We start from the raw sequence: 13,370 nt of genomic DNA on the forward strand, positions 1-13,370 counted from the left end.
GTATAGACCTAATCTTTTTTTTACCAAAAACAAAAAAATGAAAAAAACGGCCAGCTATTTCCAAATCAGACAAACTAATGTAAAATAGAGGTTGTTCTAAAAATAATCAAAGGATGTGTTTTTAACCAAAATGAAAAACAAAAAATTAATTTTAGGCGTGATTTTGTTAATTGTTGCTCTTGTTATGATTGTCTTTGGCATAAAATATATGAGCGATCAAAATAAAGATGAAACAGCCTCAACAAACGATGAAAGCTCATTAACTTCTGATAGTGCTGAGACCAGTGAAAGTAAAGAAGAAAAAGTTGATTTTTCAAAATTAACACTTCCTCAACTTTCAAATGAAGTAGCGGAGAATGAAACAGAGTTAGAAATCGTGACTTCAATGGGTTCAATTAAAGTGAAATTATTCCCAGAACTAGCACCAAAAGCCGTAGAAAACTTTGTGAAACACAGTAAAGACGGTTATTACAACGGCACTCCTTTCCACCGTGTCATCAATGAATTTATGATTCAAGGGGGCGATCCGCAAGGCAATGGAACTGGTGGGGAAAGTATTTGGGGCAAACCTTTTGGTGTTGAAAAAACTCCTGAACTTTACCATATTCGTGGCGCTTTAGCGATGGCTAAAACGAATGACCCAATTTCAATTGGAAGTCAATTTTACATTGTTCAAAACGACCAAGATCAAAGCAGCCAAGTCAGCGCTGACGATATGCCAGAAAAAATAGTAGAAGCCTACAAAAAAGGTGGTACGCCGTTCCTAGATGGTCAATATACTGTTTTTGGTCAAGTAATTGAGGGAATGGACATTGTTGATAAAATTGCTGCGCTTCCTGTTGGAGCAAATGATAAACCAAATGAAGAAGTAACTGTTCAACAAATCAATGTTATTAAAGAGGCAAACTAATTTTAGTAGTTAAAGAAACCCGCCAAACCCAAATAAATTATTTGGAAGTTTGGCGGGTTCTTTTTATTATTAAATACTCTTCTTATTGAAAAATATAATCGAAAAAACAATGGAACAAAAACTGTGCGCAACAGACAGTCCAATTAAAAAGGCATAATCTGAAACTACCTGCGTTCCCTCAAGTAATGCAGAGCTATTTGAGATTAACGCTAAAAAATTAAAATAACGTTGATTTGGTAGTATATTCATAATTAAACATACCCCAATAAATCCTCCCACAAATAATAATCCCCCGTAAGCCGATGACATTATGGTACTTCCTAAAATAACTACTCCAAGCAAAACTACTCCAAACAGCCAAAGTAAAAATAATGCTGCTCCAACTGTCAAAACAGCTTCTCCCTTCCATAAGGAGATAGTATATACATAGTTTACGCTAAAACTTCCCACCAAAGACAGTGTCCAAATTAAAATTAGCATCGACATTTTAGCTAAAATCACACTTTGGCGTGGTAAGCCTTTTGTTAAAAAGTTAACTAATGTCTTTTTTAAAACTTCATTAGAAACTGTTCCACAAAAAACAATTACCATCACTGATAAGCCTAATTGTGGAACATTTTTAAAAAATTCTCGCCAAGAATCAATCGCTTTTGAAACGGGTAATCTTAAAGACAAGTTATTTGGATAAAAAGACTCCAAAAGCTGAGGAGTCATCTTTGCCATTAGAGGACTCAGACATCCAATAAAAAGGAATACTATAAAAATAATTAACCACTTCTTCGTACGAAGAAGTTCTAAAAATTCTTTTCGTATAAACGCATTGTAATAATTCATGATACACCTTCTTTAACTTGTTTTTTAAACAATTGATCTAAAGTTTGACTTTTTTCTTCTATCTTTAATGGGAAAATTGTTGTCTCTAAGAACACACTAAATAAATATTGAAGTAACTCTTGATTTTTAGAGCTTTCAATTGTGAGATTTAAATGTTCAATATCTAATTTATAACTATTATCAAACTGCATCATCTTTCTTTTTACTTCCTCTAAATCTTCTATTTTACTAAAGGTAATACGAATAGGCTTTGGTGCTGTTTGTTTTTTAAATTCAGTAATTTCACTTGAAAATTGAATTTCACCATCACGAAGAAGAATAACTTGATCACAAATCGAATCTACATCAGATAAAATATGCGTGGAAAAAACAACAGATGTGTGGCTTTTTATTTTTATAAAAAGCTCAAGAATATCCTTTCTACCGATTGGATCAAGTGCAGATGTTGGTTCATCACAAATTAAAAGTTTAGGCTCATTGATTAATGCTTGAGCAACTCCTAATCGTTGCTTCATTCCTCGCGAAAAACCATTGATTTTTGTCTGATTTTTTTTTAATCCGACTAAAGTTAGCAATTCAGCCACTTTTCTTTGACAGTCTTGATTTGTTAAACCTGAAATCCTACCGCAAAACATTAAATACTCATAACTAGTCATATAACCATAAAACTCCGGTACATCTGGTAGATATCCAATTAAACGATTTGTGTCATTTTGTCCATAACAAACTGGTTCACCACAAACAAAAATTTTGCCAGAATCTACTTTTAAGAGACCTAAAATCAATTTCATCGTCGTTGTTTTCCCAGCCCCATTTTCTCCAATAAAGCCCAAAATTGTATTTTCTGGTACTTCAAAAGATACTTTGTTAAGAACTTGTTTGTTCCCTAATTTTTTTGATAACTGTTCAATTTTTAAAATAGTCATTCATTATCCTCCTTTCCAAGAACAAAATATACAATTGATCCAATCAACTGAAATAACAAAACGATCGTTAGCCAAATTCCTTTATTTCCAAAACGATATTGATCATGGGTCAGTACATGAATAAGAGCAGTCACTGTCACCCCTAATTCGATTACAATAAGTGGTAAAAATAGTATCCAATTATCTCCCATTTTTTTCTCCCCCTTAGACTAACAAATTATGAAAATAGAAAAATCACGGCAATTGGAAGCACGATCACTCCAACCATCATCCCCCATGCCTGCCATCTTGCAAAATTCATACTTGTTCCAATACCAAATCGTTTTTCAACCCAAATCGCTGAATCATTTGGATTAAAATAAAAAATACCCAATTTCCAATGACTGTCATCATCATAGTTAGAAACAACTTGATTTTCAGATTGAGAGGGCTCCAATTTACGGTATCGCTCTCCTCCTTGTCCATATTTTACAGTTAAGAAAAGACTGCCACCAATTAAAATCCCAACAAATCCAATCATGATGATTTGAAAATTCATTGTATCCATCAAATCAAAAATACTGATAAATTGAACCAACATTATGAAACATTGAATCATTATTGACACTAGCAACATATATACCGACCAGGCAAACCGAAAAGCTCGATTTTGGTTAATTGAAACACTCACTTTACTCGCGTCAATTTGTTGTTTTGCTTTTTGGAAGGAGTAATTACTAAGATACATCACTAACATTAAAATAACTTGGAGCGCAGGCAACGCCAATAAACTTTTAACCGATTTTTCAGCAAAGCCATCGGCTACATTTCCAATCGTCCAATGGGTCGTAATAATGGCTGGAATTTTATCAAAATTTGCAAATGTGATTCCTACGGTAATGATAATTAAGAAAAGATTCGTAATTAAAATAACTGAACCAGGAATAACTAAACGTTGGTTATGATAAGTCGTATCCACTACAATTTCTTCCTCAACTTCTGCTGTTTTTGGGATTCTTTTTTTATATTCTTTTATTTGGCCACGAATCCTTAAAAAAAGAAATCCGCTGATTAAAAAATAAATAAGCATACTTAGCATTAAATAAACAGCGCTCCATTTGGCCATCGTTTCACTTGAAGCAGAATTTCCTAACCATAGAAATGGTAGTGCTAAAATGACTACCGCCACAATATTTAAACTTAAAAATCGGAATTTTAGTGTTCTAATTTTCCCACTGTTTTGAAAACCATTTGGTAACGAGATACCAAATTGACTCGTTTTTCTTCCATAAAAAGGCGTCATTCCATTAATCACTCCAATTAAAACCAATAACCCTGCCATAAACCAACTAAACAACATCATCTTCATCACTCTCTTTCAATATTTTCATTATTTCTGTTTTCAAATCCATTAGCACTTCATCAGATACATTAAAAATCCTGGCATCAATTATTAGTTCTTCTAATTTTTCTCGAAATGCTTTGAATTGGTCTTCCTTCATCATTAAATTGACGGAAGGATTCACCATAAAGCCCTTCTTTTGTTGAACTAGAACTCCTTCTTCTACAAGTAATTTGTATGCTTTGTTTACTGTATGAAGATTAATACCTATGTCACTTGCTAAACTTCTAACACTTGGCAGCGACTCACCTGGCATCAGTTCTTTTTTTATAATCCCTTTTTTAATTTGATAAATCAGCTGTGTATAAATTGGAATTTCACTTGTTGGCTGAATTCTTAAATACATTTTACCCTCCCCCTCTCCAATTCGTTATACACATACTATAACGATAATCGTTATATGTCAACTATAACAAAAAAACACTCTCGCCTTTTAAATTGCTTATGGTATACTAAAAAGTAAGGAAATTTAGCGAGTGAAGTATACGAAATATATCATAGAAAGAAGCGAAAATAGATGAAATTAACCAAAAGCCTCGAACAAGCCATCTGTATTATTACACTATTGGCTACACAAAATAATCAAATCCCAGTCACTTCAACTGTAATCAATCATCGGTTAAATGGATCGCCAACATACATCAAAAAATTAATGCGAAAATTGGTGGTTCATCAGCTTGTCACTTCAGTTTCAGGCAATAACGGTGGATTCACTTTAGTGAAACCTCCAAACGAGATTTCAATTTTAGAAATTATTGAAGCCGTTGAAGGCGAAATTAATACGTATCCAAATTCTGGACTAATCGATGTTGTCTTTCAGGATATGCAAGTTGAAGCCCATCAAGGCGATCAAGTTTTAAGTGCTGTTTTTCATCAAGCAGATACGTTATGGAAAGATTATTTAGCAAAACAGACGGTGGCCGATTTATTATTCCAAACTCTCGGTCGTGAAGCAACACCAATTCTGAACTGGAATGATTTAAGCCAACCTCACGAACGTTTATTTAAAAAAATATTGAAATCAAAATAACACAACACTTAAAAAACAATGTAATGAAGTCCATTACGTTGTTTTTTTTATTCTTACTAAAAAAAAGAAAACGTTGACATTTAATGATTGATTTTGACCGTTTTTGATGTTAAACTACTTTTGAAGGAGGGATACAATGTTAACAGAAGAAAGACATGCTCTAATTTTAAAGCGCTTAGTTGATCATGGCGTCATCAAATCTCAAGATTTAATGACTGAACTAAACTGTTCGGAGTCAACGATTCGACGTGACTTAGCTTTATTAGAAGAAACTGGAGAACTCATTCGTATCCACGGTGGCGCTAAACGAAATTTTCATTTAGATGAAGAACAAGACATGAACGAAAAAACGTTCAAAAACGTTCAAGAGAAAAATTTAATTGCTCAATTAGCGGCGAGTCTTGTCAAAGAAAAAGACACCATCTACATTGATGCTGGTTCCACTACTTTAGCCATGATTCCCTTTTTAACACAAAAAGGAATTACTGTTGTTACAAATGGTGTTCAACATGCCTCCCTTCTTGCCGATCATAAAATCAACACTATTCTAATTGGCGGAAATCTAAAAAACTCCACTAAAGCGATTGTCGGTTCAACAAGCTTAGCAGAAATTGAACGCTATCAATTTAGTAAAACATTCTTAGGAATGAATGGAGTTCATCCAGATTTTGGCTTTACTACTCCTGATCCAGAGGAAGCTGCGTTGAAAGCAGCAGCATTAAAAAAAGGGTTTGATATTTATGTATTACTTGATGAAACCAAATTTGATAAAGTCAATTTTACAAAGGTTGCTGAGATTGATCAAGCAACTATCGTGACGCAAAAACTGGATCATCAGAAATACCCAACTTATTTTGAAAAAACAACTATTTTAGAGGTGAGAATATGATTTATACAGTAACACTTAATCCATCCATCGATTACATCGTTCACTTAAAAAATATTCAGTTAGGTGAACTGAACCGAATGGACAGTGATTTAAAATTACCCGGTGGAAAAGGTATCAATGTTAGTCGTGTTTTAAAACAGTTAGACTATCCTTCTACGACGCTAGGATTTTTAGGCGGTTTTACAGGAAATTTTATTAGCGAATGGTTAAACAAAGAAGGCGTTATGACTGATTTTACAAATGTAAATGATGATACTCGTATTAATATTAAATTAAAATCCGTTTCAGAAACTGAAGTAAATGGTTTAGGTCCAGCAATCACAACTTCAGAAGCAGAAGAATTATTAACAAAATTGCAGGCTTTAACATCTGATGATGTTGTTATTTTATCAGGAAGCAAACCACCAAGTTTGCCTCATGATTATTATCAAACAATGATTGATTTGATTACTAAATCAGGCGCCGAATTTGTTATTGACACGACTGGTTCTGATTTAATGGATGCACTTAAGCATCGTCCACTACTAGTCAAACCAAATCATCATGAATTAGCCGATTTATTCGATGTTTCCTTTGATTCAATCGAAGCAATGTTGCCTTACGGACAAAAATTATTAGACATGGGTGCAAAACATGCGTTAATTTCAATGGCTGGTGATGGTGCTCTTTTCTTTACTGGCGATCACATTTACACAAGTAATGTCCCTGTTGGAACGGTTAAAAATTCAGTTGGTGCTGGTGACTCCATGATTGCAGGCTTCATCGGAACCTACCAAGCAACAAAAGACCCTCTTTTAGCTTTCCAAATGGGTGTTGCTACTGGAAGTGCAACGGCGTTTTCAGATGACTTAGCAACCAAAGAAGCAATTCTTGCTTTAGTTGATGATGTTCACGTTAAACAAACAAAATAAAACATAAAAATGGAGGAAATAGTATGAAAATCAACGACTTATTAGTCAAAGATGTCATGATTATGGATTTAAAAGCAACAACAAAAGAAGCTGCAATTGATGAAATGATCCAAAGTTTAAGCGAACATGGGCGAATTAATGATTCTGTAGTCTTTAAAGAAGGCATTATGAAGCGTGAAGCGCAAACGTCCACTGGTCTTGGAGATGGCATCGCTATGCCACACGCAAAAAATAAAGCCGTAAATGAAGCAACGGTACTTTTTGCAAAAAGTACTACCGGAGTTGACTATGCCTCACTAGACGGACAACCGGCTTTCCTATTCTTTATGATCGCTGCTCCTGAAGGCGCAAATGATACTCACTTACAAGCACTTGCTGGTCTTTCACGTTTATTAATTAATCCTGATTTTGTCGCTTCTTTAAAACAAGCAACCACTCCAGAGGAAGTTCAACAACTCTTTGCTGCTGCTGAAAAAGAACATGAAGATGCTGAAGCTAAAGAGGAAGCTGCACGTAATGAAGCGCCTGTTCAAAGTGACAAGCCTTTCGTCGTAGCAGTAACTGCTTGTCCTACAGGTATTGCTCACACTTATATGGCAGAAGACGCATTAAAGAAAAAGGCAGCTGAAATGGGTGTTGACATTCGCGTTGAAACTAATGGCTCTGAAGGCGTTAAAAATCGCTTAACTGATGAAGAAATCGCACGTGCAAGTGGCGTTATTGTCGCTGCGGATAAAAATGTCGAAATGAATCGTTTTGATGGCAAGCATGTGTTGGAGCGTCCTGTTAGCGATGGAATTCGTAAAACAGAAGAATTGATTACGAAAGCCATTCACAGCGAAGCGCCAATTTTCCATGCAAGTGGTGAAAAATCTGATGCTTCAGAAAATGAAAAATCAGGTTCGGTTTGGAGCAAAATCTATAAAGACTTAATGAATGGTGTTTCTCACATGTTGCCATTCGTGGTTGGTGGCGGAATTCTAATGGCCATCTCCTTCTTAGTTGAAAATACAATGGGCGATAAAAGTGAAGCTTTCTTATTCTTAAATTCAATTGGTGGAAATGCTTTTAACTTCTTGATTCCAATCTTAGCCGGATTTATTGCTATGAGTATTGGGGATCGACCTGGATTAATGCCTGGTATGGTCGGTGGTTTAATGGCAGTCAATAGTGGCGCTGGTTTCCTAGGCGGTTTAGCAGCTGGTTTTATCGCAGGTTATATTATTGTTGGTTTGAAAAAATTATTCAGTAAATTGCCTAAAACGCTTGAAGGAATTAAACCCATTTTACTTTATCCAGTGATTGGTTTACTTTTAATCGGAATCGTAATGTACTTTATTATTGACCCAATTTTTGGTTCAATTAACAAAGCAATGCTTGATTTCTTAGAAAATTTAGGTACTGGTAACGCTGTTTTACTTGGTGCTTTACTTGGTGGTATGATGGCATTTGATATGGGTGGTCCCTTTAACAAAGCTGCCTATACCTTCTCAATCGGTGTCTTCACTGATACAGGAGATGGAAAATTAATGGCGGCTGTTATGGCTGGTGGGATGGTTCCTCCTCTTGCAATCGCTCTTGCTTCAACTATTTTCAAAAATAAATTTACTGCAGATGAAAGAAAATCTGGTTTAACCAATTATATTTTAGGGTTATCCTTTATCACAGAAGGTGCGATTCCATTTGCTGCTGCAGATCCATTACGTGTCATTGGTTCTTCTGTTGTCGGCGCTGTGATTGCCGGTGGATTAACGCAATTCTGGGGTATTAGCATTCCTGCTCCTCATGGTGGTATTTTCGTCATCACCTTAGCAAATCATGCTCTACTCTTCTTATTCGCTCTTGCAATAGGAACTGTCATTTCAGCAATGATTTTAGGGGTTTGGAGAAAACCTGTTATCGAAAAATAAAAAAAAGGGCCAACAAGAATTTAATCTTGTTGGCTCTTTTTTTATCCTTTAAAATCTTTTTTTTCATAAAAGAAATAACTTAAACCACTAAATGCAATAATCCCTATCACACAAATGAGCAGATGAATGCCCTTCATATTTTCATTTAAGGTTGTTGAGGGGACGGCATAGTGAAGTGGCGATACATCCTTCAGCCACTCTACTTTGCTATTAATTTCAGAAAGGACCCCTAAGATATAGGTACCAAAAACAAATCCTAAAGCCACTCCAGTTGTTTGTTTACTAGACTTTAAGATTGGTGAAAAACAGAAACCAATTGCTAATAAAAGAAGCAACACTAGGCCTTCATTTAAAAAAACGCGATTGATTTGTGAAAAAATCGTTGACCAATTGGATCCTTTTTCTTTAAAAACATAAATGATTCCAAATGAAAAAAGCCAGGTAAGCAGCCAAAATAATGCCAACAACAACGTATTTGCAAGTTGCTTATAAAAAACGATGTCTCTTCTCGAGAGAGGTTGTGCGTATAAAAAATCAATCGTGCCATCTGTTTCTTCTTTGACTAACGCAGTTGCCCCTAATAGAACTGCATATATTCCTGCTGCCAAAAAGAGATATTGGAAAACATAGGCAAAGTAACCTGTCACTTCTAATAAACTTGTTCCACCTTGTAAATTAAACATCTTCAAAAGTTCACTAGGCATCGCGTCTAACTTCGTATTGACAATATCCTTCATCCCAGAACTTTGCATAGTTGGAAAGACTGCCATAAATAGTCCTAAAATCACCATCACCGCAGCTGACCATAAGATTAAGCTCTTTATTCCATTACGCCATTCAATTTTAATTAAGGTCATTGCAATGCCCCCTTTTCGTACATTGTCATAAATTTATCTTCCAGTTCTTGATTTTTAATTAAAACATCTTTAATTTCAGAATTCATCAATAATGGCAAAAGTATTTGCATGTCGCCGTTGTAAAAGAATTTCAACTGTCTATCAGACTGCTGGATTAACTTCGCTCCAATTGCAATGAATTTTTCTTTTGGCAAATTATTCCCAACTAACTCCACCACTTTTCCAGCTATTCGATCAGCTGTAATGTCTTCAATCGATATGATTTTCCCCTCTTTAATAAATGCAGCCTTCGAACAATAACGCTGTACTTCAGTTAAATCATGACTAGATAAAAAAAGGGTCATTCCTTTTTGATTTTTTTCTTTTAGTACCTCAAATAAACGATGCTGCATTAAGGGATCAAGACCATTTGTTGGTTCATCCAAAATCATCATTCGAGGATTGGCGATTAATCCTGAAACAACCGCCACTTTCTTTTTATTTCCAAGAGACATCTCTCCTAACTTTTTCTTTGGATCAATTTCAAAATAATCAAAATAATGGTTAATAATGGGTTTAGCATTTTTCAGATTGTGAAAATCAGCGACATATTTCATAATTTGCATGGCATTCATTGCTGGGTAAAAGCGGACGTCACTGGATACATAACTCACTTGTTTCTTAATGGATTGTGACTCTTTGACGCAATCCAATCCTAAGATTGAAGCTGAACCACTTGTTGGATAAATAAAGTTCAATAGCGTTTTAATTGTTGTCGACTTCCCCGCTCCATTGGGGCCAATAAAACCATAAATCTCCCCTTCTTCAACAATTAAGTCAATGTGATCAACTGCTGCTTTTTTATGATACATTTTGGTTAATCCCAGTGCTTCAATCGCTTTCATAGTGATTCCCCCTTTTTCTTTAATCAAATGTAGCGTACTCTTTCAACTAATGAATTGTCAACTTTAATGAACCTAATTTTAAAGCTTGACCTGATACGCGTTTCATAAATTATACTAATTCTATCAAACTGTGAAAGGATGATTTTTATGTATGGCATCATCTCCGTAACTGATTTATTAGGCTTAGAATATCACTATGTTAAGGTTACCTTTAAAGAAAATCAATTGATTTTTGAAAGACATTTTTTACTAAATCAACCCACGCTCACTTCTATACCCGTTAACGAATTTAACAATCTTTCTTTTAAAAAAAATAAAGAAGGTTTAAAAATTTTGTTTAGCTATCAAAACCACCACTATCAAATCAAAGAAAATGCTTCTTTGAATATTAAAACTATTGCTGCCTTCATTCAAACAGCTACTTTTGCTTATTATGGAAACTATATTGAATTGCCAATTTTTTTTAACAATTAAGCCTAATTGTACTACCTTTAATGGGTTTTTTCAGTTAAACTAATAAGGGAGAATAAACCTTTAGAAGTGAGGGAATAAAATGAATATTGCGCCTTTTGGTGTAGAAGAATGGTTAAATGAATGGGAAAAAGAAGCGGTTTATGATATTGCGGGAAGTTCCATCGCCTCGCTTACCTTAGAAGAATTAATTGGTCTTGATGGATCTACAATCGAAACTTTTTTCCAAGAACAGTCAAAAACAACGTTAAATTATGGGTGGATTGAAGGGTCCCCTGAATTTAAAAAAGAAGTTAGTCAGCTATATACCACCGTATCACCCGAAGCTGTTCTTCAAACAAATGGTGCTACTGGGGCTAATCTATTAGCTTTGTATGCACTGGTTGAAGCTGGTGACCATGTAATTGCACTACACCCAAGCTACCAACAATTATACGATATCCCAAAATCATTAGGTGCCACTGTTGACTATTGGTCCATCTATGAATCAAATCAATGGTTGCCAAGAATAGAAGAATTAAAAGAACTTATCCAACCAAACACAAAGCTTATTTGTCTAAACAATGCGAACAATCCAACTGGAACCTTATTAGATGAATCTCTTTTAAATGAAATTGTAGCCTTAGCTAGGAAAGTAGACGCGTACATTCTCGTTGATGAGGTGTATCAATCCTTGGATCCTGCTCAAAAAATTCCTTCTATTGTTGCTTTATATGAAAAAGGGATTTCTACTAACAGTTTATCAAAAACATATTCTTTACCCGGTCTAAGAGTTGGATGGACAGCTTCATCAAATGAAATTGCTGCTTTGTTTAGAAAATATCGAGATTATACGATGATTTGTGCTGGAGTTCTTGACGATGCTTTAGCAGTTCATGCCTTGAAAAATAAAGCGTTGATTTTAGAACGCAATCGAACTATTGTTGCAACAAATTTGGCTATTTTAAACGATTGGGTTCAAAAAGAACCTCGTGTATCTCTTATTTTACCTAAATCCGTTTCAACCTCATTTATAAAACTAGATATCCCAATCGATGTAGAGGAATTTTGTTTGCGTTTATTGAAAGAAAAAGGGGTCTTACTTGTTCCCGGCAATCGTTTTGAAACACCTCTTCATGCGCGTTTAGGTTTTTGCGCACCAACAGATACTTTAGTTGCTGGCTTAAGAGAGTTGTCATTATTTTTAAAAAACTTTGATTGATATTGATTATGTAGCCTACTAAGTCTTTATTACTTAGTAGGTTCTTTATTTTACTCTAAGCTCAGCTGAAACAAAAATCGATATTTCTAGACTTAATTTTTAGGCATCCTTGATTCTTGTTTTAGCACTGATTTAACTATGAAATTCAGATAATTTTTTAAGCCAATTTGATTGAATTTGTTTGATTTTACTTCTAAAATTGAGTAAACTATTTCTATTGTTGTAAAAATTGGGAGTGGATAAAATGGGACTTATGATGGAGGAACGTTATCAAGAATTAAAGATTGCGGAACGTGGGGCAATCGTTAGTATTGTAGCTTATTTAGCTCTTTCAGTTGCTAAATTATTTATTGGAAACTTAGCCGGTTCTGCTGCGTTACGAGCAGATGGTTTAAATAATACGACAGATATCATTGCTTCAATTGCTGTTTTAATTGGACTTCGACTTGCTCGTCGCCCAGCTGATGATGACCACCCTTATGGTCATTGGAAAGCTGAAACTGTTGCAAGTATGGTTACTTCCTTTATTATGTTAGCAGTGGGGCTTGAAGTGCTGTATTCTGCTATTACGAAGTTAATCGAAGGCGAAAGTGTTGCTCCTGATCCCATTGCTGGTTATACTGCGATTGCCAGCACATTTGTTATGGTTGCTGTTTACATTTACAATCGAAATTTGGCTAAAAAAATAAAAAGTGGTGCGTTGATGGCTGCTGCTAAAGATAATTTAAGCGATGCTTGGACGAGTATCGGAGCGGCGATTGCAATTTTTGGTTCGGCTTTTGGAATGCCTTGGTTAGATGGCTTAACTGCTGTCATTGTTGCTCTTTTGATTTTAAAAACAGCAATTGAGATTTTTCGAGAAAGTGCTTTTTCTTTATCTGACGGATTTAATGAAGAGAAACTAGAGGAATACAAACAAGCGGTTCTAGCAATCAAAGGTATTGAAAGTGTTCGAACAATTAAAGCACGAAATTATGGTGCAAATACTTTTGTGGATGTGGTCATTTGGACTGCTCCTGAAATGACGGTTAAACACAGTCATGAAATTACAGAAGAAGTTGAAGAAATGTTGTTAGAAAATTTCAATGTTTTTGATACAAAAGTTCACGTTGAACCCAGTGATATTATTCTACCTGAATAAAATTAAAAATGGCTTAGTATTGGAG

The 13,370-nt window shown here is 34.9% G+C and carries 15 protein-coding genes; 8 read left to right on the forward strand and 7 right to left on the reverse strand.

Annotated features, from left to right (window positions below; translation table 11 throughout):
* Positions 1-130 precede the first annotated feature (130 nt).
* The gene (locus tag AC07SW_RS09980; RefSeq protein WP_311907292.1) at positions 131-910 is read left to right on the forward strand and encodes a peptidylprolyl isomerase; all 780 of its coding nucleotides are present in this window, start codon (positions 131-133) and stop codon (positions 908-910) included.
* Between the two features lie 69 nt (positions 911-979).
* Here the strand turns inward: AC07SW_RS09980 and AC07SW_RS09985 are convergent, their stop codons facing one another.
* From AC07SW_RS09985 to AC07SW_RS10005, 5 genes are read right to left on the reverse strand one after another with little or no spacing between them, the layout of a single operon-like run.
* Positions 980-1,744 (reverse strand): ABC transporter permease, encoded by a 765-nt coding sequence (locus AC07SW_RS09985; RefSeq protein WP_494632808.1) that lies wholly within the window; start codon positions 1,742-1,744, stop codon positions 980-982.
* On the reverse strand, positions 1,741-2,670 hold the full coding sequence (locus tag AC07SW_RS09990; protein ID WP_135018441.1) for an ABC transporter ATP-binding protein: 930 nt from the start codon (positions 2,668-2,670) through the stop codon (positions 1,741-1,743). The genes AC07SW_RS09985 and AC07SW_RS09990 overlap by 4 nt, the downstream gene beginning before the upstream one ends.
* On the reverse strand, positions 2,667-2,861 hold the full coding sequence (locus AC07SW_RS09995) for a PLDc N-terminal domain-containing protein (RefSeq protein ID WP_135018440.1): 195 nt from the start codon (positions 2,859-2,861) through the stop codon (positions 2,667-2,669). Before AC07SW_RS09995 ends, AC07SW_RS09990 begins: the two co-directional genes overlap by 4 nt.
* A gap of 26 nt (positions 2,862-2,887) precedes the next feature.
* Positions 2,888-4,018: a DUF1648 domain-containing protein gene (locus AC07SW_RS10000; protein ID WP_494632810.1), complete on the reverse strand. Its 1,131-nt coding sequence runs from the start codon at positions 4,016-4,018 to the stop codon at positions 2,888-2,890.
* On the reverse strand, positions 3,999-4,397 hold the full coding sequence (locus AC07SW_RS10005) for a GntR family transcriptional regulator (RefSeq protein WP_034570131.1): 399 nt from the start codon (positions 4,395-4,397) through the stop codon (positions 3,999-4,001). Before AC07SW_RS10005 ends, AC07SW_RS10000 begins: the two co-directional genes overlap by 20 nt.
* Positions 4,398-4,568: 171 nt before the next feature.
* Between AC07SW_RS10005 and AC07SW_RS10010 the strand changes: the two genes are divergently transcribed.
* The 4 genes from AC07SW_RS10010 (at position 4,569) to AC07SW_RS10025 (ending at position 8,791) form a co-directional block, all read left to right on the forward strand.
* Positions 4,569-5,081, forward strand: a complete 513-nt coding sequence (locus tag AC07SW_RS10010) for an Rrf2 family transcriptional regulator (protein WP_119907934.1) — start codon at positions 4,569-4,571, stop codon at positions 5,079-5,081.
* A 136-nt stretch (positions 5,082-5,217) separates the two neighbouring features.
* Positions 5,218-5,970: a DeoR/GlpR family DNA-binding transcription regulator gene (locus AC07SW_RS10015; RefSeq protein WP_074402900.1), complete on the forward strand. Its 753-nt coding sequence runs from the start codon at positions 5,218-5,220 to the stop codon at positions 5,968-5,970.
* Positions 5,967-6,881 (forward strand): 1-phosphofructokinase, encoded by a 915-nt coding sequence (gene pfkB / locus AC07SW_RS10020; RefSeq protein WP_119907933.1) that lies wholly within the window; start codon positions 5,967-5,969, stop codon positions 6,879-6,881. Before AC07SW_RS10015 ends, pfkB begins: the two co-directional genes overlap by 4 nt.
* Before the next feature lie 23 nt (positions 6,882-6,904).
* Positions 6,905-8,791, forward strand: a complete 1,887-nt coding sequence (locus AC07SW_RS10025) for a PTS fructose transporter subunit IIABC (protein ID WP_311780318.1) — start codon at positions 6,905-6,907, stop codon at positions 8,789-8,791.
* Between the two features lie 41 nt (positions 8,792-8,832).
* Here the strand turns inward: AC07SW_RS10025 and AC07SW_RS10030 are convergent, their stop codons facing one another.
* Together AC07SW_RS10030 and AC07SW_RS10035 are read right to left on the reverse strand one after the other, a co-directional pair.
* Complete coding sequence (locus AC07SW_RS10030) at positions 8,833-9,648, reverse strand: DUF2705 family protein (RefSeq protein WP_119907931.1); 816 nt, start codon at positions 9,646-9,648, stop codon at positions 8,833-8,835.
* Entirely contained in the window at positions 9,645-10,532 is an 888-nt protein-coding gene (locus tag AC07SW_RS10035) for an ABC transporter ATP-binding protein (protein WP_119907930.1), read from the reverse strand. Before AC07SW_RS10035 ends, AC07SW_RS10030 begins: the two co-directional genes overlap by 4 nt.
* A gap of 147 nt (positions 10,533-10,679) precedes the next feature.
* On the opposite strand from AC07SW_RS10035, the gene AC07SW_RS10040 reads away from it, so the two are divergent.
* From AC07SW_RS10040 to AC07SW_RS10050, 3 genes are all read left to right on the forward strand, one after another.
* Positions 10,680-11,006 (forward strand): hypothetical protein, encoded by a 327-nt coding sequence (locus AC07SW_RS10040; protein ID WP_034570149.1) that lies wholly within the window; start codon positions 10,680-10,682, stop codon positions 11,004-11,006.
* A gap of 79 nt (positions 11,007-11,085) precedes the next feature.
* Positions 11,086-12,204: an aminotransferase gene (locus tag AC07SW_RS10045; protein WP_494632811.1), complete on the forward strand. Its 1,119-nt coding sequence runs from the start codon at positions 11,086-11,088 to the stop codon at positions 12,202-12,204.
* Positions 12,205-12,457: 253 nt separating this feature from the next.
* Positions 12,458-13,345, forward strand: a complete 888-nt coding sequence (locus tag AC07SW_RS10050; protein WP_119908680.1) for a cation diffusion facilitator family transporter — start codon at positions 12,458-12,460, stop codon at positions 13,343-13,345.
* Positions 13,346-13,370: the final 25 nt, after the last annotated feature.

The organism is Carnobacterium sp. GW821-FHT04C06 (assembly GCF_059420345.1).